The sequence below is a fragment of the Streptomyces albidochromogenes genome, from assembly GCF_005981925.1.
In the GTDB taxonomy this organism is placed as follows: Bacteria; Actinomycetota; Actinomycetes; order Streptomycetales; family Streptomycetaceae; genus Streptomyces; species Streptomyces albidochromogenes.
Map to the genome: position 1 here is coordinate 1 of NZ_VBVX01000114.1, position 19,539 is coordinate 19,539.

General features: G+C 71.8%; 18 protein-coding genes, 1 pseudogene and 1 riboswitch. Of the genes and pseudogenes, 8 read left to right on the forward strand and 11 right to left on the reverse strand.

Annotated elements, in window-relative coordinates; genetic code table 11:
• From E2E34_RS16740 to E2E34_RS35470, 5 genes and pseudogenes are all read left to right on the forward strand, one after another.
• A pseudogene (locus E2E34_RS16740) lies at positions 1-183 on the forward strand (flavodoxin-dependent (E)-4-hydroxy-3-methylbut-2-enyl-diphosphate synthase); the annotation flags it as partial.
• Between the two features lie 24 nt (positions 184-207).
• Positions 208-2,127 carry a 1-deoxy-D-xylulose-5-phosphate synthase gene (gene dxs / locus E2E34_RS16745; protein ID WP_138902717.1) on the forward strand — a complete coding sequence of 640 codons (1,920 nt, stop codon included), beginning with the start codon at positions 208-210 and terminating at the stop codon, positions 2,125-2,127.
• On the forward strand, positions 2,124-3,521 hold the full coding sequence (locus E2E34_RS16750; RefSeq protein ID WP_138902718.1) for an aspartate aminotransferase family protein: 1,398 nt from the start codon (positions 2,124-2,126) through the stop codon (positions 3,519-3,521). The genes dxs and E2E34_RS16750 overlap by 4 nt, the downstream gene beginning before the upstream one ends.
• 59 nt (positions 3,522-3,580) lie before the next feature.
• Positions 3,581-4,183 (forward strand): helix-turn-helix domain-containing protein, encoded by a 603-nt coding sequence (locus E2E34_RS16755; protein WP_244315800.1) that lies wholly within the window; start codon positions 3,581-3,583, stop codon positions 4,181-4,183.
• A gap of 1 nt (position 4,184) precedes the next feature.
• Positions 4,185-4,331 carry a DUF6126 family protein gene (locus E2E34_RS35470; protein WP_167518299.1) on the forward strand — a complete coding sequence of 49 codons (147 nt, stop codon included), beginning with the start codon at positions 4,185-4,187 and terminating at the stop codon, positions 4,329-4,331.
• 70 nt (positions 4,332-4,401) lie between these two features.
• Here E2E34_RS35470 and E2E34_RS16760 read toward each other — a convergent pair whose 3' ends face one another.
• Entirely contained in the window at positions 4,402-5,220 is an 819-nt protein-coding gene (locus E2E34_RS16760; RefSeq protein WP_167518300.1) for a tyrosine-protein phosphatase, read from the reverse strand.
• Positions 5,221-5,680: 460 nt separating this feature from the next.
• A riboswitch (cyclic di-AMP (ydaO/yuaA leader) is annotated at positions 5,681-5,853 on the forward strand.
• Between the two features lie 2 nt (positions 5,854-5,855).
• On the opposite strand from E2E34_RS16760, the gene E2E34_RS16765 reads away from it, so the two are divergent.
• The 3 genes from E2E34_RS16765 (at position 5,856) to E2E34_RS16775 (ending at position 10,199) form a co-directional block, all read left to right on the forward strand.
• A complete protein-coding gene (locus E2E34_RS16765) occupies positions 5,856-6,650 on the forward strand; it encodes a LysM peptidoglycan-binding domain-containing protein (RefSeq protein ID WP_138902720.1) in 795 nt (264 codons plus the stop codon).
• A gap of 104 nt (positions 6,651-6,754) precedes the next feature.
• A complete protein-coding gene (locus tag E2E34_RS16770; protein WP_138902721.1) occupies positions 6,755-9,505 on the forward strand; it encodes a SpoIIE family protein phosphatase in 2,751 nt (916 codons plus the stop codon).
• A gap of 97 nt (positions 9,506-9,602) precedes the next feature.
• Positions 9,603-10,199: a Type-2Aa cytolytic delta-endotoxin gene (locus E2E34_RS16775; RefSeq protein ID WP_138902722.1), complete on the forward strand. Its 597-nt coding sequence runs from the start codon at positions 9,603-9,605 to the stop codon at positions 10,197-10,199.
• Here the strand turns inward: E2E34_RS16775 and E2E34_RS16780 are convergent, their stop codons facing one another.
• The 10 genes from E2E34_RS16780 to E2E34_RS16825 form a co-directional block, all read right to left on the reverse strand.
• Complete coding sequence (locus tag E2E34_RS16780; protein ID WP_244315802.1) at positions 10,200-11,486, reverse strand: cytochrome P450; 1,287 nt, start codon at positions 11,484-11,486, stop codon at positions 10,200-10,202.
• Positions 11,487-11,570: 84 nt separating this feature from the next.
• Positions 11,571-12,320: a type 1 glutamine amidotransferase gene (locus E2E34_RS16785; RefSeq protein ID WP_138902723.1), complete on the reverse strand. Its 750-nt coding sequence runs from the start codon at positions 12,318-12,320 to the stop codon at positions 11,571-11,573.
• A gap of 34 nt (positions 12,321-12,354) precedes the next feature.
• A complete protein-coding gene (locus tag E2E34_RS16790) occupies positions 12,355-13,269 on the reverse strand; it encodes an amino acid ABC transporter permease (protein ID WP_138902724.1) in 915 nt (304 codons plus the stop codon).
• Positions 13,266-13,931 (reverse strand): amino acid ABC transporter permease, encoded by a 666-nt coding sequence (locus E2E34_RS16795; RefSeq protein ID WP_138902732.1) that lies wholly within the window; start codon positions 13,929-13,931, stop codon positions 13,266-13,268. Before E2E34_RS16795 ends, E2E34_RS16790 begins: the two co-directional genes overlap by 4 nt.
• Before the next feature lie 75 nt (positions 13,932-14,006).
• Complete coding sequence (locus tag E2E34_RS16800) at positions 14,007-14,846, reverse strand: glutamate ABC transporter substrate-binding protein (protein WP_138902725.1); 840 nt, start codon at positions 14,844-14,846, stop codon at positions 14,007-14,009.
• A gap of 58 nt (positions 14,847-14,904) precedes the next feature.
• Positions 14,905-15,687 carry an amino acid ABC transporter ATP-binding protein gene (locus tag E2E34_RS16805; RefSeq protein ID WP_138902726.1) on the reverse strand — a complete coding sequence of 261 codons (783 nt, stop codon included), beginning with the start codon at positions 15,685-15,687 and terminating at the stop codon, positions 14,905-14,907.
• Between the two features lie 101 nt (positions 15,688-15,788).
• Positions 15,789-16,334, reverse strand: a complete 546-nt coding sequence (locus tag E2E34_RS16810) for a GTP-binding protein (RefSeq protein WP_138902733.1) — start codon at positions 16,332-16,334, stop codon at positions 15,789-15,791.
• 67 nt (positions 16,335-16,401) lie between these two features.
• Positions 16,402-16,767, reverse strand: coding sequence for a DUF742 domain-containing protein (locus tag E2E34_RS16815; protein WP_138902727.1), 366 nt, complete (start codon positions 16,765-16,767; stop codon positions 16,402-16,404).
• A complete protein-coding gene (locus E2E34_RS16820; protein ID WP_138902728.1) occupies positions 16,767-17,171 on the reverse strand; it encodes a roadblock/LC7 domain-containing protein in 405 nt (134 codons plus the stop codon). Before E2E34_RS16820 ends, E2E34_RS16815 begins: the two co-directional genes overlap by 1 nt.
• Positions 17,168-19,539: sensor histidine kinase (locus tag E2E34_RS16825; RefSeq protein WP_341870226.1), on the reverse strand; the 2,372-nt coding region annotated here is incomplete at its 5' end. The genes E2E34_RS16820 and E2E34_RS16825, both read right to left, overlap by 4 nt.

Consider the following 19,539-nt stretch of genomic DNA (forward strand, 5'->3'; position numbering starts at 1 on the left):
GAGGCGGACCTCGGGGTCGCGTCCGGCAACGGCAAGGGGCAGATCTTCGTCAAGGGCGAGGTCATCAAGACCGTTCCCGAGTCGAAGATCGTCGAGACGCTCATCGAAGAGGCCATGAAGATCGCCGCAGGTATGGAGGAGGAGGGCAGCCCTTCGGGGGCGCCCGCCGTCACCGTGAGCTGAAGGAACCAGAGAGGGGGCCCGAGCGTGACGATCTTGGAAAGTATCCGGGGGCCGCGCGACCTGAAGGGGCTGACAGAGGCCGAGATCTGTCAGCTGTCGTCCGAGATCCGGGAGTTCCTGGTCCGGGCGGTGGCCCGGACCGGCGGCCACCTCGGGCCCAACCTCGGGGTGGTGGAACTGACCATCGCCCTGCACCGGGTGTTCGACTCTCCCGTCGACCGCGTCCTGTGGGACACCGGCCACCAGAGTTACGTGCACAAACTGCTGACCGGCCGGCAGGACTTCTCCAAGCTGCGCGGCAAGGGCGGCCTCTCCGGCTATCCGTCGCGCGAGGAGTCCGAGCACGACGTCATCGAGAACTCGCACGCCTCGACGGTCCTCGGCTGGGCCGACGGCCTGGCCAAGGCGAACCAGGTGCGCGGCCGGAGCGACCACGTCGTCGCCGTGATCGGGGACGGCGCGCTGACCGGCGGCATGGCCTGGGAGGCCATCAACAACATCGCCGCCGCCCGCGACCGGCCGCTGATCATCGTCGTCAACGACAACGAACGTTCGTACGCGCCCACCATCGGCGGCCTCGCCGACCACCTCGCCACGCTCCGCACGACGGACGGGTACGAGCGGTTCCTCGCCTGGGGCAAGGACGTGCTCCAGCACACCCCGGTCATCGGGCAGCCGCTGTACGGGTCGCTGCACGGGGCGAAGAAGGGCTTCAAGGACTTCATCGCCCCGCAGGGCATGTTCGAGGACCTCGGCCTGAAGTACGTCGGGCCGATCGACGGCCACGACATCGCGGCCGTCGAGTCCGCCCTCCGCCGCGCGAAGCGTTTCCACGGGCCGGTGCTGGTGCACTGCCTGACGGAGAAGGGGCGCGGTTACGCCGCCGCCGAGCAGGACGAGGCCGACCGGTTCCACGCGGTCGGCGCGATGGACCCGCTCACCTGCGCCCCCCTCGCGCCAGCCGACGGGCCGTCCTGGACCTCCGTGTTCGGCGACGAGATCGCGAGGATCGGCGCGCGGCGGCCGGACGTCGTCGCGATCACGGCGGCCATGCTGCACCCCGTGGGACTGACCAAGTTCGCCGCCGCCTTCCCCGACCGGGTCTGGGACGTCGGCATCGCCGAGCAGCACGCCGCGGTCTGCGCCGCGGGGCTCGCCACCGGCGGACTCCACCCCGTCGTCGCCGTCTACGCGACCTTCCTCAACCGTGCCTTCGACCAGGTGCTCATGGACGTGGCGCTGCACAGGTGCGGGGTGACCTTCGTCCTCGACCGGGCGGGCGTCACGGGGGTCGACGGGCCCTCGCACAACGGCATGTGGGACATGTCGCTGCTGCAGGTCGTGCCGGGCCTGCGGATCGCCGCGCCGCGCGACGCCGAGCAGCTGCGCGCCCAGCTCCGGGAGGCGGTGGACGTCGACGACGCGCCGACCGTCCTGCGCTTCCCCAAGGAATCGGTAGGACCGGTGATTCCCGCCGTCCGCCGGGTCGGCGGCATGGACGTGCTGAGCGAAAGCGAAGCCGACGAGCCCGACGTCCTGCTGGTCTCCGTCGGCGCGCTCGCGTCCGTCTGCCTGGAGACGGCCGGGCTGCTGGCGGAGCGCGGCATCGGCTGCACGGTCGTCGACCCGCGCTGGGTCAAGCCCGTCGACGAACAGCTCGCGCCGCTCGCGCGGCGCCACCGCCTCGTCGCGGTCGTCGAGGACAACAGCCGCAGCGGCGGGGTGGGTTCGGCCGTCGGGCAGGCGCTGCGGGACGCCGGCACCGACGTACCGCTGCGGACGTACGGCATCCCCGAGCAGTTCCTCGCGCACGCGAAACGCGGTGAGGTGCTGGCCGACATCGGGCTCACGCCCGCGTCGGTGGCCGGCCGCATCAGCCTCGCCCTGGCAGCCGGTGAAGGCCGGGCCGCTCCGTGGGGGAACACGAAGGAGACCGCGCGATGACGGACGTCGCCCCGCAGGGGTTCGACCTGGCGAAGCTCCTCGCGGAACGCGGGGACGAGCGCTACGCGCTGCACGCCAGGCACCTGAACCACCAGCTGCCCCGCATGCTGCACACCATCGGCTTCGACAAGGTCTACGAGCGGGCCGAGGGCGCCTACTTCTGGGACGCCGAAGGAAACGACTACCTCGACATGCTCGCCGGCTTCGGCGTCATGGGCCTGGGCCGGCACCACCCCGTCGTACGCCGGGCGCTGCACGACGTCCTCGACGCCCAGCTCGCCGACCTGACGCGCTTCGACTGCCAGCCCCTGCCCGGACTGCTCGCCGAGAAGCTGCTCACGCACAGCCCTCACCTGGACCGGGTCTTCTTCGGCAACAGCGGTACGGAGGCCGTGGAGACCGCGCTCAAGTTCGCCCGCTTCGCGACGGGCCGGCCCAGGATCCTGTACTGCGCGCACGCCTTCCACGGTCTGACGACGGGCTCGCTCTCGGTGAACGGCGAGGCAGGCTTCCGGGACGGCTTCGCGCCTCTGCTGCCCGACACGGCGATCGCCCTCGGCGACCTGGACGCCCTGGAGCGGGAGCTGAAGCGCGGTGACGTGGCCGGCTTCGTCGTGGAGCCGATCCAGGGCAAGGGGGTGCACGACGCCCCGCCGGGATTCCTGCGGGCCGCCCAGGACCTGCTGCGCCGGCACAAGGCCCTGCTGATCGTGGACGAGGTGCAGACGGGCCTGGGACGCACCGGCGACTTCTACGCCTACCAGCACGAGGAGGGCGTCGAGCCCGATCTGCTGTGCGTCGCGAAGGCGCTTTCGGGCGGCTATGTGCCGGTCGGCGCGACTCTCGGCAAGGACTGGATCTTCAAACGCGTCTACTCGTCGATGGACCGGGTGCTGGTCCACTCGGCCAGCTTCGGCTCGAACGCGCAGGCCATGGCGGCGGGCCTCGCCGTTCTCACGGTGATGGAGGACCAGGAGATCGTCGCGAACGCCCGGCGCTCCGGCGACCTGCTGCGCGAGCGGCTGACCGCGCTGGTCGACCGCTACGAACTGCTGCACGACGTACGCGGGCGCGGGCTCATGATCGGCATCGAGTTCGGCCGCCCGAGCTCGCTGAAGCTGCGGAGCCGCTGGACCATGCTGCAGGCCGCCCGCAAGGGGCTCTTCGCGCAGATGGTCGTCGTACCGCTGCTCCAGAAGCACCGGATCCTCACGCAGGTCTCCGGAGACCACCTCGAGGTGATCAAGCTCATCCCGCCGCTGATCGTGGGGGAGGCGGAGGTGGAGCGCTTCGTCGCCGCGTTCACCGCCGTGATGGACGACGCGCACAGCGGCGGCGGGCTGATGTGGGACTTCGGCCGGACCCTGGTGAAGCAGGCGGTCGCCAACCGGTAGTTTTTGCCTCTCGGGCAAAGGGTTTGCCTCCGGGGTAAGCGCTCTGGCCCAATGGAGGCATGACACCCCGCCTCGAAGAGCCGGCCGAGGGGGCGATGCCCTCCGTCGCCCCGCGCCTGCGCGACCTGCGCCGGCACAGCGGTCTCACGCTGGAGGCCGCCGCCCGCCGCGCCGGGCTCTCACCCGCTCATCTGTCCCGTCTGGAGACGGGGCAGCGCCAGCCCTCACTGCCGATGCTGCTGGCGGTGGCCCGTGTCTACGGTACGACGGTCTCCGCGCTGCTCGGAGAGACCCCGGGCGACCGCGACGCCGTACTGCGCGCCGACGAGGCGCGGGCGCGGGAGGCCGACGGCTGGACGTACCACCGGGCCGGCGGCTCCGGGCGCGCCATGCAGGCGCTGCGGGTGCACGTGCCGTACGGCGCCCAGGGCGACCTGGTGCGCGTCCATCCCGGCGAGGAGTGGCTGTACGTCCTGTCGGGGCGGCTGCGGCTCGCGCTCGGCGAGAGCATCCACCACCTCGACCCGGGGGACAGCGCGCACTTCGACTCGCTGACCCCGCACCGCATCGCGGCGGCCGGCCCGGAGGGGACCGACCTGCTGTTCGTCCACACGCTGCTGCAGAGCGCCACCGCCGGGCTGTGCCTACCCCAGGAGACCTGACATGCCGGACCGGAAGCTCACCGCGCGACGCTTCGTCGAGGACAGGATCCCGCGGGGTCTGGCGATCCGCCTGTTCGTGTACTTCGTCGCGGGCCACCTGTTCGCGGCCTTTGTCTACCTGCTCTTCACACTCGGCGGCTCACGCTGATCGGTTCACCCTGATCAACTCGCGCTCACCGACTCGCGCTCATCAAGGCGCGCTCCTCGACGCGCGGCGGTCAGCTCGCGTCGAGCAGACGCGTCCGCAGTCGCTCGCGGACCTCGGGCGTGACCTTCAGACCCTCGGCGAGATAGCGGTCGGTGGTTCCCCAGATCTCCTCGATCGTCTCGAAGGCGGCGGCCAGGTACTCCGCGCGGGCCTCGAAGAGCGGGCTGAGCAGCTCCATGACCTCCGGCGACATCCCGGCCGACGAGTCGTCGCTGCGGTGGACCTTGTAGCGGCGGCGCGGGTCGTTCGACTTGAGGTAGTCGGCCTCGATGGCCTCGCGCTCGACGCCGAGCGCGAGCAGGGTCACCGCTATCGACAGGCCCGCGCGGTCCTTGCCCGCGGCGCAGTGCATCAGCGCGGGGACGCTGTCCTCGGCCAGCGCGTGCAGCACCTGGCTGTGCTCGGCCGTCCGCTCCTTGATGATCACCCGGTACGTCGCCGACATCCGGCCGGCGGCCTTGCCGTCCGCGAGGATCTCGCGCAGCTCGTCCAGGTTCCCGTCGCGGACCATCTTCCAGAACACGGCGCCGTCGGCCGGGTCGGTCAGCGGCAGGTTGACGTTGCGCACACCCGGCAGCTCGACGTCCGGCCCCTCCAGCTTCTGGTCGGCCGCGTTGCGGAAGTCGAAGATGGTGTGGAGGCCGAGCGAGCCGAGGTACGCCGCGTCGGCGGCGGAGGCGTGCGCCAGATGACCGCTGCGGAAGAGCACTCCGTGCCGCACCCGCCGCCCGTCCACCGTCGGCAGCCCGCCCACGTCGCGGAAGTTGCGCACCGAGGCGAGCTCCGGCTCGGACTCGGTCGACGGGACCTGCGGCAGCTGCTGTGTCACATCGGGCTCCTGAAGTCTGCCGTCGGCGCTGCTCGCCGACTTCGGCGCGTTTCGACGATACGACATGGGTTCCTGAGGCAATGATCTCTGTGGTGATCCAGGTGGGCCGGTGGGAGACGTCAGCCCCAATTGTCGACTTTACGCCCATAAGATGACGCATAAGTTGCAGTTGGGGTGAAACGGGCGATTGCCGGTCAACTCACCCTGAGAGTGCGGGGGCTGGTGAGAGCGCTGGTGAGCAGGATCATATTTGTGACGGTGCGTGGCGGGGCGCCGGGAGCACATGCCTGTTCACAGGCGGGGCGCAAAGATCCGTAATCCACGGAGGGTGACGGGAATTGCGGCGGTAATTCCCGTGCGGCGATGACCGCATGAATGGACTGGCTTGTACGGGGGAGCCGCGTCGGCTTACCGTCACCGTCAATCCGGGTGGACCGCCGAATCCTGCCACCTCCCGGAATCCGCACTCACACTCACTCACGCGTGGCAGGAGCGGGGGACCCAGGTAAGTACGCCGGCCAACCGGAATTTCCACTTCCGGACCGGCTTTGGGGTGAAGTCGCGCCACGGCGCGGCCGGACATCTCCAGTCCGAACCCGACAGCTCACCTCGTAGGCGCCGGAGAGGAATGTTCCATGCCCGCAAAGGGTAAGCACCGCCGCCCGAGGTCCAACCCGCTCACCCGCGGTTTCGCCGCCGCCGGAGCCGGTGGAGCCGTACTCGCGCTTCCCCTCATCGCCGCCACCGGCGCCAACGCCGCGGAGAAGTCGGCTCCGGCCGCCGCGTCCGCCGGCAAGGCCGCCGCCCCGGCCGCCGCCGAGAAGGCCGCGCCGCAGAAGAAGGCCGGCACCAAGACCTACTCCGTGGTCTCCGGCGACTACCTGTCGAAGATCGCCGACGAGCAGGACGTGCGCGGCGGCTGGCAGGAGCTGTACGAGGACAACCGCGAGGTCGTCGGCGGCAACCCCTCGCTGATCCACCCCGGCCTCAAGCTGACGATCGGCGCCAAGGCCAAGGCCCCGGCGAAGCCCGCGGCGAAGGCCACCCCGGCCGCCGACCGCGCCGACCGCTCGCAGGCCCGTGCCGCCGTGGCCAAGACCACGCCGTACACGAACGACCTGGACGGCTGGATCAAGGAGTCGCTGGCCATCATGGCCAAGCACGGCATCCCCGGCACGTACGAGGGCATCCACCGCAACATCATGCGCGAGTCCTCGGGCAACCCGAGGGCCATCAACAACTGGGACTCCAACGCCGTGGCCGGTACGCCGTCCAAGGGCCTGCTCCAGGTCATCGCGCCCACGTTCGCGGCCTACCACGTGCCCGGTACGTCGATGGACAGCTACGACCCGGTCGCCAACATCACCGCCGCGTGCAACTACGCCGCCGACCGCTACGGCTCGATCGACAACGTGAACGGCCCGTACTAGAACGACCGGCTGCCTGCCCGGACGGGACCCCGCACGGGTGCCTCGCCCGGGCAGGCAGACCAATGGCCCGCCCGACAATTCCCGCAGAATGCTAGAAATAGTGCATGAGCGGACGTCCCGGACGATCCAGGGGTGGCGGGTCACCGCGCTCGTCCCGGCGGGGAGTGCGCTCCCGGCTGGAGGTGCGCAGCGCCGCGAGCCAGGTGCTCCTGCTCCAGATCGTCGTCGCGGTGCTGCTGATCACCGCCGCCGTCGTCGCGCTCGCGTTCCAGACCCGCCGCGACAGCGAGGGCGACGCCCGCAACCGCTGCCTGGCCGTCGCGGAGGGCTTCGCGGACGCCCCCGGCACGGCCGGGGCCCTGCGCTCCGCCGACCCGGCCACCGCGCTGCGCGCCTCCACGATCGCGGCCCAGCGAGGGTCCGGCGTCGACTTCATCGCCGTGATGGCCCCGAACGGCACCCGGTACGCCGACACCGATCCGGCCCTGATCGGCCTGCGGGCCGAGGGGGTAGGGCGCGCGGCGGCCGGTGAGTCCTTCACCGAGATCTTCAAGGGCGCCCCGAACGACGCGGCGCGGGCCGTCGTCCCCGTCACCGATGCCCGCGGAACCGTCGTGGGCCTGGTCGCCGCGGGTGTCACGGTCGACAACGTCGGGGACGCCGTGGACCGCCACCTGCCCATACTCCTCGCTTCCGGGGCCGCCGCCCTCGCCCTGGCCACCGGCAGCGCCGTCATCGTGAGCAGGCGGCTGCGGCGCCAGACGCACGGCCTCGGACCGACCGAGATGACCCGGATGTACGAACATCACGACGCGGTTCTGCACGCCGTGCGCGAGGGGGTGCTCATCGTCGGCGACGACGGCCGGCTGACGCTGGCCAACGACGAGGCCCGCAGGCTCCTCGAACTGCCGCCGGGGGCGGAGGGGCAGCTGATCACCGACCTCGGCCTCGACGACTCGGTCGCCGGGCTCCTGGTCTCCGGCCGCACCGTGACCGACGAGGTCCACCTGGCCGGGGACCGGCTGCTGGCCGTCAACACCCGGCCGACCGCCCCGTACGGCGGCCTCCCCGGCACCGCCGCGACGCTCCGCGACACCACCGAGCTGCGGGCCCTGTCCGGCGCGGCGGAGGTGGCCCGGGAGCGGCTGAAGCTGCTGTACGAGGCGGGCGTGCGGATCGGCACCACGCTGGACGTGGTCCGTACCGCCGAGGAGCTGGCGGAGGTGGCCGTGCCCGGGTTCGCGGACTTCGCCACGGTCGAGCTGCTGGACCCCGTACTGCGCGGCGAGGAGCCGAACGGCGCCCACACCGAGATGCGCCGCGCGGCGGTGAGCGGCGGCGGCGCCGACCGCCCCTTCCAGCCGGTGGGCGACCTGATCCGGTTCGTCGTCCCCACCACGCCGATGGCGGCGGCCCTGGCGGGCGGCCACGCGGTGCTGGAGGCCGATCTGGCGGGCGCCCGCGGCTGGCGTTCGCAGGACCCCGAGGGAGCCGACCGGGCCCTCGCTTTCGGCATCCGGTCCCTGGTGTCGGTGCCGTTGCAGGCGCGGGGAGTGGTCCTGGGCATGGCCAACTTCTGGCGCGCGGCGCCCACCGGACGCTTCGGGGAGGAGGACCTGGCCTTCGCCGAGGAGCTCGCCGCGCGCGCCGCCGTCGCCATCGACAACGCCCGCCGCTTCACGCGCGAGCACGCCATGGCCGTGACCCTCCAGCGCAGTCTGCTGCCGCGCAGCCTGCCCGAGCAGGACGCCCTGGACGTCGCCTACCGCTACCTGCCCGCGCAGGCCGGGGTGGGCGGCGACTGGTTCGACGTCATCCCGCTGCCCGGAGCCCGGGTGGCCCTGGTCGTCGGCGACGTCGTCGGGCACGGGCTGCACGCCGCCGCCACCATGGGCCGGCTGCGCACCGCCGTCCACAACTTCTCCGCCCTGGACCTCTCGCCGGACGAGCTGCTGGGCCACCTCGACGAGCTGGTCTCGCGCATCGACGAAGAGGAGGGCGACGACGACGGTGACGGCATCTCGGGCGCCACCTGCCTGTACGCCATCTACGATCCGGTCTCCGGGGTGTGCGCCATGGCCACGGCGGGCCACTTCGCGCCCGCGCTCGTCCGCCCCGACGGCACGGTGGAGATCCTCGACGTGCCGGTCTTCCCGCCGCTGGGCCTGCACGGCCTCCCGTTCGAGACGGCCGAGGTGCGGCTGCCGGAGGGCAGCCGGCTCGTCCTCTACACCGACGGGCTCATCGAGCACCGCGACCGCGACATCGACACCGGTCTGCGCCTGCTGCGCCAGACGCTCGCGGACCCCGCGAACCCCTCACCCGAGGAGACCTGTCAGGCCGTGTTCGGCGCGATGCTGCCCGCGCACCGCCGGGACGACATCGCGCTGCTGGTGGCCCGCACGCATCTGCTCGACCGCGACCGGGTCGCCGACTGGGACGTCCCGTCCGACCCGGCGGCCGTCGGCCCGGTCCGTGCGGCGTGCGGCCGGCAGCTGGAGACCTGGGGACTCGGGGACATCGGGTTCACGACGGAGCTGATGCTGAGCGAGCTGATCACCAACGCGATCCGCTACGGGTCGGAGCCGATCCATGTGCGGCTGATGTACGAGCGCGGTTTGATCTGCGAGGTGTCCGACGGCAGCAGCACCGCCCCGCACCTGCGGCGGGCCGCCACCACGGACGAGGGCGGCCGGGGGCTGTTCCTCGTCTCGCAGTTCGCCGGCCGGTGGGGAACGCGGTACACGGCGACCGGCAAGGTGATGTGGGTGGAACAGCCCCTGACGGACGGCCCGCGGCCGGTGCCGGAGCCGGACCTGGACGATCTGTCCTGGTTGCCCGGCGAGCCCCTGTGACGTGACGCCGGTACGGGCCGTGCCCCGTGCGCCGGGCGCGGGAGCGAACGGCATACTTGCGCCGGGCGCGATCACTTCCGACACACCAGGAGCAGCAATGGCTGACCAGATCGCCGCCGAGAAGACCACGTTCAGGACGGTCTTCGAGGTGGGGTCGTCCTTCATGGACCGGGCGCGGAGCATCGAGGCCGGGTTCCAGCACGCGATCGCGCCGGCGACGGTGGACTTCGACTTCGGTGAGATCAGCCGGGCGGCGAGCGCCGTCCCCCACTGCTCGACGGTGAAGATCATCCGTGGTTGGGGGCTCCAGGAGACCGCCCCGGTGAGCGTCATGGTGCTGTCGCTCAAGGAGGCCCTGCGCCAGGCCCTTCCGGCGGTGTCCGCCGGTTCCGCGTTCTGGGACCGGGCCGAGGCGGCGCTCACCGACGCGTTCGTGGCCCTGGGCCGGCAGGAGGGCACGCACCTCTCCTTCTACCGGGAGGAGGCGGACCGTACGAGCTACTACTACAACCTGCTGTTCGCCCTCCAGGACGAGGAGGGCGGGGACGCGCTGTACGCCGTCGCCTTCTGCGCCAACGTGACGGTGGCTCTGAGCCCCGGGGAGGTCAGCGCGCTGACCGTCGGGAACACCGCCCGCTGCACGATCCGCCTCAACGCGATCACCGTGCGGCAGGACGCACCGGCCGCCGCCTGATCACCGGACCGCCGCGTCCCGCCCCGCTCCGGGGTGGGGCGCGGCGCGCTCCACGAGAACGCGCAGCGGGGCCCGGAAGGAGAGCAGTCCCAGCATCTCCGGGGCCGTCGAGGGGTCCACGAGCCGCAGGTCCGGCAGCCGGGCGGCGGTCATCCGCAGCACCACGTCGGCCTCCGTACGGGCCAGTTCGGCCCCGGAGCACCGGTGCCGCCCCACACCGAAGGCCAGGTGCTTGCGCCGGTTCGGCCGGTGCGGGCAGAGCTGCTCGGGGTCGTCGAACACCTCGGGGTCCGATCCGGTGGAGGCGAGCATCAGGAGCAGGGGCGCGCCCGCCGGGATGTCCACGCCGCTGAGCGTGACGGGCCGGGCGGTGACGCGCCGCCAGGTGGTGATGGGCGGCTCCCGCCGCAGGACCTCGTCGGCCCAGGGCTCCACGCCGTCCGGTTCCTCCGCGAAGCGCGGCCACCGCCCCGGTTCGCCCAGCGCGCGCCGGAACATGATGCTCAGCATCTGCCGGGTGGTCGCCTGACCGGCGATGACGATGAAGTAGAGCACCGCGGCGGACTCGGCGGGGCGCAGGGGCCGGCCGTCCGGCAGCCGGTGCTCCGCGAGCGCTGCCAGCAGCGTGCCCGACGCGGCTCCCGGCGCGGTCACGAGTCCTCGGAGCCAGGAGTAGAAGTCGGCCGCCTCCCCGGCCAGCTCGGTCTGGCGGGCGGCGTCCGGCCGTCCCCAGAACAGTTCGAGCGAGGCGTCGCCCCAGCGGGCGAGGGTGTCGAGGCCGACGTCCTCGGCCCCTTCGAGGCCGAGCATCCGCAGCAGGACCCGCAGCGGGACGTCCCGCGCGAGGGTGGTGGCCAGGTCGCACACGCCGTCGGCGTCGAGCCGCCGTTCGAGCCGGTCGAGGCACTCCCCCGTCACCCGCTCGATCATCGGCACGGCGGCGGTGACGGCCTGGGCGTTCAGGAGCCGGGTCATGACGCGCCGGTAGCCGGCGTGGCTCTCGCCGCCGTTGCTGGCGAGGGTGGGAGGCAGGGCGAACCGGGACCGGGCGAGGACGCGCAGGGTGGGCATCGAGAAGCGGCCGATCGCGTCCATCGCGTTGTCCGGCAGGAAGGTGCGCGTGTCGCGCAGTACGGCCCGTACGTCGTCGTACCGGCTCACCAGCCACAGGCCGGTGTCCGGTTCGTAGTGGACCGGCGCGTTCTCCCGGAGCCCGTCCCACACCGGGAAGGGGTCGAGCACGTACTCCTGGTCGAAGAGATCCACGGTGCCCATGGGTGTCGCCATGACGGAACCCACCCCCCTTCCTCGCGCGCGGCCCTGGTCAGGCGCTTCTCGGGCCGAGAATATCGCCCGGTGTCGCGGCGCCGTTCACGAGGGCAGCAGGCGGCCGGCGTGCCGCAGGCGGACCCGGGAGGCCCAGCGGCGGGCGACCGGACGCCAGGTCCGCTCCGTGGCGGCGCGCGCGGCGGCGAGCTGCCCGACGATCTCGTCCGCCCCGGCCCCCGCCAGGCGCAGTACGGCGCTCTCGCGGGCCCAGTCGGTGACGATCCGCGGGGTCGCCTCGGGATGGAACTGGGTGCCCCAGGCGTGGGCGCCGAGGCGGAAGGCCTGGTGCGGGGAGGTGGTTCCGCCCATCAGGGGGACCGCTCCCGGAGGGAGTACGGCCATCTCCTCCAGGTGCCAGAGCATGGCGGGCGGGCTGCCGGCCAGCCCCCCGAAGACGGGGTCGCCGGCAGCCGCGGGCAGCACCTCCAGCTCGTACACGCCTATCTGCGGCGTGCGGCGGCGTTCGACGCGGCCGCCCAGCTCCACGGTCAGCAGCTCGGCTCCGAGGCAGATGCCGAACGTGGGCGTGCCGTGTTCGAACGCGGTCCGCAGCAGAGCCCGGGTGGCGGGCAGCCACGGGTGACGCTCGTCGTCGAGCGGGCCGGGGGATCCGCCCAGGACGAGGAGGCCGTCGTACGCCCCGGCTCCCCCGGGCACCGGGTCGCCGAGGTAGGGGCGTACGACGTCCAGGCGCAGGCCGGCCCCGGTCAGCCACCCGCCCCACAGCCCGGGCGGGCACTCCGCCTCGTGCTCGACGACCAGGACCCGCGGTGGCTCGGCGCTCTCGACCATGGCGGCATTGTCGCCGCCGCGCCCCGGGGCCCGCTCAGCTTTTCCTCCGGTCCGGTCCGGGGGGAGTCATGTGCTCGCCCGGCGTCGCGAGGTCCGCGACCGCGTCGGCGCCGACCACCGCGCCCGTGGACTTCCTGCCGCGCCGCAGCCGGAGTTCGAGCCAGCCGGCGAAGGTGGTGAGCGCGAAGTTGAGCAGGACGAAGATCACGGCGACTACGGTGAAGCTGGCGATGGTGTTCGCCCCGTAGTTCGCGCTCATGGGCCGCACCGACGCCAGCAGTTCGGAGAAGCCGAGCAGGGCGCCGCCGAGCGCGGTGTCCTTGACGATGACCACCAGCTGGCTGACGAGCGCGGGCAGCATCGCGGTGACGGACTGCGGCAGCAGCACGTACCGCATCGTCTGGCCCTTGCGCATGCCGACCGCCTTGGCGGCGTCCGTCTGCCCGGCAGGCAGGGACAGGATGCCGGCGCGCACCACCTCGGCGAGCACCGAGGCGTTGTAGAGGACCAGGCCGGTGACCACGGCGTACAGCGGCCGGTTGTCGGGGCTGATGTCGGTGAACTCGGAGTACGCCGCGTTGGCGAAGAGCATCAGGATCAGCACCGGGATGGCGCGGAAGAACTCGACGACGGTGCCGGCCACCGCGCGCACCCACCGGTGGTCGGAGAGCCGGGCGATGCCGAAGAGCGCTCCGAGGGGCAGTGCGATGACCATGGCCAGGGCGGCGGCGATGACGGTGTTCTTCAGGCCGGGCAGGATGTACGTCGTCCAGGACCGGCCGTCGGTGAAGAACGGCTCCCACTTGACCCATTCCAGCTGGTTCTTGTCGGCGAGGCTCCGCACCACCCACCACACCAGCGCCGCGAGCGCGACCAGGAACACGATCGTGAACAGGACGTTGCGCCGCCTGGCGCGGGGCCCGGGGACGTCGTACAGAACGGAGGTCATCGCCGCACCGCCACCTTCTTGCTCACCCAGCCGAGGAAGAGGCCGGTCGGGAGGGTCAGGCAGATGAATCCGAAGGCGAAGATGGCCGAGATGAGGATGAGCTGCGCCTCGTTCTCGATCATCTCCCGCATCAGGGTCGCGGCCTCGGCGACCCCGATCGCGGCGGCCACCGTGGTGTTCTTCGTCAGGGCGATCAGTACGTTCGCCAGCGGGCCCACCACGGAACGGAACGCCTGCGGCAGGACGATGAGCGACAGCACCTGCGGGAAGCTCAGGCCGATGGCGCGCGCCGCCTCGGACTGGCCGACCGGCACCGTGTTGATGCCGGAGCGCAGCGCCTCGCAGACGAACGCGGAGGTGTAGGCGATCAGGCCGATCACGGCGAGCCGGAAGTTGACGGTCTCGAAGTCGTCGGCGCCGAGGCTGACGCCGAGCGTCTGGAAGAGGCCCAGCGAGGTGAAGACGATGATCACCGTCAGCGGGATGTTCCGTACGACGTTGACGTAGCCGGCTCCGAAGCCGCGCATCAGGGGGACGGGGCTGGCCCGCATGGCGGCCAGGAGCGTGCCCCAGATCAGGGACCCGACGGCCGAGTAGAGGGTGAGCTGAATCGTCACCCAGAAGGCGCCCAGCAGATCGTAACCTTCAAGAAAGTCGAACACGGTCTCCCGCACTTCCGCGTGGGTGGAGGGCGCGGCGCGCCGCTACGGGGTGCGGCGCGCCGGTCGTGATCCGCTTCAGTTGACGATGTTCCCGATCTTCGGGGCCGGCTCGTTCTTGTAGTCGGCCGGGCCGAAGTTCTTCTCGACGTACTCGTCCCAGGAGCCGTCCTCGACCATCTTCTCCAGAGCGGTGTTGATCCTCTCCTTCAGTTCGCTGCCCTTCTGGACACCGATGCCGTAGTTCTCGTTGCTCAGCTTGAAACCGCCGAGCTTGAACTTGCCCTGGTGCTCCGGCTGCGCGGCGTAACCGGCCAGGATCGAGTCGTCGGTGGTCAGGGCGTCGATGACCTTGTTCTCCAGGCCGGTCAGGCACTCGGAGTAACCGCCGTACTCCTGGAGCTGCGCGTCCGGCGCGAGTTCGGTCTTCACGTTCTGCGCGGAGGTGGAACCGGTGACCGAGCAGAGCTTCTTGTTGTTCAGGTCCTCGGGCTTCTTGATGGAGTCGTCGTCCGCGCGCACGAGGATGTCCTGGTGGGCCAGGAGGTAGGGACCGGCGAAGTCGACCTTCTTCTGCCGCTCCTCGTTGATCGAGTAGGTGGCCGCGATGAAGTCGACGTCGCCGCGCTCCAGGAGCGTCTCCCGGTCGGCGCTCTTGGCTTCCTTCCACTCGATGTCGCCGGGCTCGTGGCCCAGTTCCTTGGCGACGTAGGTCGCCACGTCGACGTCGAAGCCCGTGTACTTGCCGTCCGGGGTCTTCAGGCCGAGGCCCGGCTGGTCGAACTTGATGCCGACCGTGATCTTGTCGCCGCCACTGCCGGAACCACTGTCGTCGCCGTCGTCGGAACCGCAGGCCGCGGCGGTCAGCGACAGCGCGAGCGCCGTGGCGGTCGCGGCGGTGACCTTGAGGATCTTCATGGTGATCATCCCTGGGGATTCGTGGTGGGGGGAGTCGTCGGGGCCCGTCGGGGCGGCCTCAGTGGTGCAGGATCTTCGAGAGGAAGTCCTTGGCCCGGTCGCTGCGCGGGTTGGTGAAAAACTCGTCGGGCGTCGTCTCCTCCACGATCCGGCCGTCCGACATGAAGACCACACGGTTGGCGGCCGACCGGGCGAAGCCCATTTCGTGGGTGACGACGACCATCGTCATGCCGTCGCGGGCGAGCTGCTGCATCACCTCCAGCACCTCGTTGATCATCTCGGGGTCGAGGGCCGAGGTCGGCTCGTCGAAGAGCATGACCTTCGGTTCCATGGCCAGCGCCCGGGCGATCGCCACGCGCTGCTGCTGGCCGCCGGAGAGCTGGGCGGGGTACTTGTCCGCCTGGGTGGTCACGCCCACCCGTTCGAGGAGCGCGCGCGCCCGGTCCTCGGCTTCCTTCTTGTCCTTCTTGCGGACCTTGATCTGGCCCAGTGTCACGTTCTGCAGCACGGTCCTGTGGGCGAACAGGTTGAAGGACTGGAACACCATGCCCACGTCGGCCCGCAGCGCCGCCAGCTCGCGGCCCTCGGCCGGAAGCGGCCTGCCGTCGATGGCGATCTCTCCGGAGTCGATGGCCTCCAGCCGGTTGATGGCACGGCACAGCGTGGACTTGCCCGACCCGGACGGCCCGATGACGACGACGACCTCGCCGCGCCGGATGGTCAGGTCGATGTCCCGCAGCACGTGCAACGCGCCGAAGTGCTTGTTGACGTTCTTCAGTACGACGAGGGCATCGTCGGTGCCCGGCGCCGTGTTTCCCTTGGTCACAGCTACTCCGCTCATCGGCTACATCGTCCGTCCGACTCCGGCCGGACGCACGCCGGGAAGGCCAAGCGGGAGGAAGTGGCCGCGCGGCGGGGAAAGACGCGGCTCTCGCGGGGCGCTCAGAGGGCCGCGGTGGCCGGGGCCTTGGCGATGAGCAGGTCGAGAAGGGACAGCAGGGCGTCGCGGACGTCGTCGCGGGAGCGGGCGTCGAGCATGAGGACGGGCGTCTCGGGGTCACGCAGGTGCAGCGCCGCCCGTATCTCGTCGGCCGTGTACGCCTGCTCGCCGTGGAAGCAGTTCGCGCCGACCACGAACGGCAACCCGCGGCTCTCGAAGAAGTCGACGGCCGGGAAGCTGCGGTCCAGGCGCCGGGTGTCGACCAGGACGACCGCGCCGAACGCCCCGTTCAGCAGGTCATCCCACATGAACCAGAAGCGCTCCTGCCCGGGCGTGCCGAAGAGGTAGAGGACGACGCCGGCGTCGGTGAGGGTGATGCGCCCGAAGTCCATCGCCACGGTGGTCACCGTCTTGGACTCGATGCCGTCGAGGTCGTCGACGCCCACCCCGGCGGCCGTCAGGCGCTCCTCCGTACGCAGCGGCTCGATCTCGGAGATCGTCTCGACGAGCGTCGTCTTGCCCACGCCGAAGCCGCCCGCGACGAGGATCTTGACGGGAGCGGCCTCGGTCGCCCCGGCGGGTTCCGCCGGTCCGGTCGCTCGCCGGGCTGAGGTCTCAAAGGTGGGCAAGGCTGTCCCTGATTCTCATGAGCAGGTGGACGTTGCTGGTCTCGGCGCCTTCCAGGGGCGCCCGGTGGCGGATCAGCCCGCGGTCCGCGAGTTCGCCGAGCAGGACCGCCATGGGGGTGAGGCACATGTGCATCCGCGCCGCGATCTCGGCGACCGCCCGCCCGTCGGGGGACGGGCACATGGCGAGGATGGTCTGCCATTCGGTGGGCAGGCCGCCGAGGGCGTCCCCGCCGACCGCCGCCGTGATCATCGTGTCCATGGTCAGGACGGTGCGCGGAGCGGCTGTACGGCCGTCGGTCAGGGCGTACAGCCGCGTCCGGCGGCGGCCGCGTGGCCGCGGGGCGTCCGGCATTACGACGGGAGTGCCTGAACGCGCTCGGGGGTGCCCAGCCATTCGCCGAGCGCCTGGGCGGTCCGTACCGCCTCGCCGCCCAGCTCGCCCAGCCGCGCCTTGCGCGAGGTGACGACGATCAGGGTGCTGCCCTCGCCGCATCCCACGATGCACAGGTAGCGGTCGTCCATCTCGACGAGCTGCCGGATCACCCCGCCGCCGTCGATCTCCCGGGATATCGCCTTCATGGTGGCCGCGATGCCCGAGGACGCGGCGGCGATGCGCTCCGCCCGGTCGCGTTCCAGGAGGTAGGCGCTGAGCTTGATCCCGTCGTTGGACAGGAGGACGGCCCCCTCGATGCCGGCGATCCTGCTCAGGTTGTTGTCCAGGATGCTGTAGATCATGTCGTTCGGTGTCGTCGTCATGGCTGGTCCTGTCGGAGCTCTGCTTCCACTTTCCGGGTCCCTTGTTCGTAGTCGGCCCAGGCGTCCGCCACCTCTTCGGGGGTGGCCAGGTCCTGGCCGGCCGGCTGTTGTGCCGTACGCGGCTCGCGCAGCTGCTCGGCGATGTGGGTGTGCGGTACGCGCTCGGGGAGGGCGGGGCGCGCGTCGCCGGCCGGCGCGGTGGGCGGGGCCGCGTACACGCGCTCGCGCTCCCCCTCGTCCTTGCGCCGGCTGGGGAGCGCGGGCCTTCCTTCCGCGCCGGGCCCCGTGGGCCGTTCGGCGCGGAGGACCGGCGGCGGGGTCCGGGCGGCCGCGGGCGCGGCGACGGCCGCCGCGCGGGCGGGCTCCGGCGGCGCGCCCGCCGGTTCGCGCTCCGTCGGCACGAGCAGCTCACCAGGGATGATCACCACGGCCGCCGTACCGCCGTAGACCGAGCGGCGGAGCGTGACGGTGGCGGGCAGCCGGTCGGCGAGGTGGCCGACGACGAAGAGCCCGAGCCGGTGCGCGTTGCGCGCCAGGACGGCGTACGGCGGGGCGGAGTGCAGCCGCCGGTTCATCTCCTCGTAGCTGGCGGGCGACACCCGTGGGCCCCGGTCCTCGATCTCGACCGACAGGCCGTCGGCGACCAGCTCGGCCCGGATGACCACCTTCGACCTGGGCGGGGAGAACCGGGTCGCGTTGTCCAGCAGCTCCGCCAGGAGATGGCTGATCTGGCTGATCACGCGTGGTTCCACGCTGATCTCGTCCAGGGCCTGCCGCTCGATCCGCCGGAAGTCCTCCACCTCGGCGGCCGCCTCGCGCAGCAGGTCGGCGACGCGCATGGGTTCGGTGTGCGGGTCCGGGACCTCACCGCCCGCCAGGATGAGCAGGTTCTCGATCTGCCGCCGCATCCCGACCGTCAGCTGGTCGGAGCGCATCAACTGGGCGAGCAGCGCCTCGTCGTGGCCGAACGTGTCCTGCAGCTCCTCGGTCAGGCTGAGCTGGCGGCTGACCAGGTTCCCGGTGCGCGCGGCGATGCCGGCGGCGAACAGGCCGAACCCGTGGCGTTCGTCGGAGAGCTCCCGGTGCCCGTCCACGGACACGGCGACGACCCGCGCGAACGCGTCGCTGATCCGTCCGACCTCGTCCCGCGCCCCGGTGGGCACGGGCAGGGCGTCCGCGTCGACGGGCTGACCGCGCCGCAGCCGGGCGACGACGTCGGGCAGCGTCTGCTCGGCGATCGCCACCGTGCGCTCGTGCAGGCCGTGCAGGCGGCGCAGGACCGAGCGCGTGGTGAGGACGACGACGCCGGCGACGAGCAGCAGCGCCCCGCCGCTTCCCGCGATCAGCCAGGTGACCTCGGACTCCAGTTCCGTCGCCTTGGCGTCGGCGCGTTCGAGCACGCCGCGCGAGCGGGCGGCGTTGAGCGAGGCCAGCTGCGCGGCCAGCGTGTCGTGCGCCGTCCGCCATCCGGCCGCCTGGAGCGGCAGCTTCACGCCGGACGCGGTGTCCTCGTGGTCGGACAGCACGACGTTCTCGATCCGGGTCTTCGCCTGCCACGCGCCCGAGCCGGTGATCCGCTGGTAGGCGTCGTGCTCCGCTGCGGGCAGGTACGGCACGATCGCCGTCTCGTACAGGTACCGGTGCGCCCCGACGGCGTTGACGTAGGCGGCGAACCGCGAGGTCGTCAGCTCCCCGGCCGGGCCGGCCGACGCGAGGACGGCCTCTTCGCGCGCGACCAGTTCGGACGCGGAGAACATGGTGGTGACCAGCCGGCTCTCCTGGGTGAGCTCGGCGTCCTGCGTGTGGCTGAACTCCTGCTGGTAGACGTCGATCGTCTTGCCGATCACGTCGGTGTAGTAGCCGAGCGTGCGGTCGGCGCTGCCGTGGCGGGCGTCCGCGCGCTCGCGTTGGGCGTCGAGGTCGTCGAGGCTGTCGGTGAGGCTGCCGAGGTGGTGCGGCGGCCGCCCGGACCCCGCCGCCCGGCGGAACGCGTCGGCGGCCAGGTCCGTCGCGGCGCGCCGGTCGCGCAGTTCGTTTCCGGACACCCGCGAGCCCGCCCACCGCGCGGCGGTCGTGGTCCGCTCGGCCTGCAGCTGGAGCATGAGCGCGTACGCGGGTACGCCGATGCGCTCACCGGCGGCCACGTCCGTACGCAGGTGCTGCGACTGGTTCAGCAACCGGTTCGCGGTGAGGGCGGACTGGGTGCCCATCGCGACGGTGGGGACGACCGCCAGGCCGACGAGCAGGGTGCGCAGGCGAACGGTACGCCGACGACGGCTTCCCGCGGTGCCCGGCGTGGGCGCCGTGGCCGGCGCGCCGGGTTCGCCTTCGGGTGGTGTGGGTGACATCGGTCCTCGGGGAGGGAGGG

Bases quoted from the DNA above. Each gene is read 5' to 3' on its own strand.
- E2E34_RS16750 (WP_138902718.1), top strand. From the start codon at position 2,124: ATGACGGACGTCGCCCCGCAGGGGTTCGACCTGGCGAAGCTCCTCGCG.
- E2E34_RS16755 (WP_244315800.1), top strand. From the start codon at position 3,581: ATGACACCCCGCCTCGAAGAGCCGGCCGAGGGGGCGATGCCCTCCGTC.
- E2E34_RS35470 (WP_167518299.1), top strand. From the start codon at position 4,185: ATGCCGGACCGGAAGCTCACCGCGCGACGCTTCGTCGAGGACAGGATC.
- E2E34_RS16765 (WP_138902720.1), top strand. From the start codon at position 5,856: ATGCCCGCAAAGGGTAAGCACCGCCGCCCGAGGTCCAACCCGCTCACC.
- E2E34_RS16770 (WP_138902721.1), top strand. From the start codon at position 6,755: ATGAGCGGACGTCCCGGACGATCCAGGGGTGGCGGGTCACCGCGCTCG.
- E2E34_RS16775 (WP_138902722.1), top strand. From the start codon at position 9,603: ATGGCTGACCAGATCGCCGCCGAGAAGACCACGTTCAGGACGGTCTTC.
- E2E34_RS16780 (WP_244315802.1), bottom strand. From the start codon at position 11,486: ATGGCGACACCCATGGGCACCGTGGATCTCTTCGACCAGGAGTACGTG.
- E2E34_RS16785 (WP_138902723.1), bottom strand. From the start codon at position 12,320: ATGGTCGAGAGCGCCGAGCCACCGCGGGTCCTGGTCGTCGAGCACGAG.
- E2E34_RS16790 (WP_138902724.1), bottom strand. From the start codon at position 13,269: ATGACCTCCGTTCTGTACGACGTCCCCGGGCCCCGCGCCAGGCGGCGC.
- E2E34_RS16800 (WP_138902725.1), bottom strand. From the start codon at position 14,846: ATGAAGATCCTCAAGGTCACCGCCGCGACCGCCACGGCGCTCGCGCTG.
- E2E34_RS16805 (WP_138902726.1), bottom strand. From the start codon at position 15,687: ATGAGCGGAGTAGCTGTGACCAAGGGAAACACGGCGCCGGGCACCGAC.
- E2E34_RS16815 (WP_138902727.1), bottom strand. From the start codon at position 16,767: ATGCCGGACGCCCCGCGGCCACGCGGCCGCCGCCGGACGCGGCTGTAC.
- E2E34_RS16820 (WP_138902728.1), bottom strand. From the start codon at position 17,171: ATGACGACGACACCGAACGACATGATCTACAGCATCCTGGACAACAAC.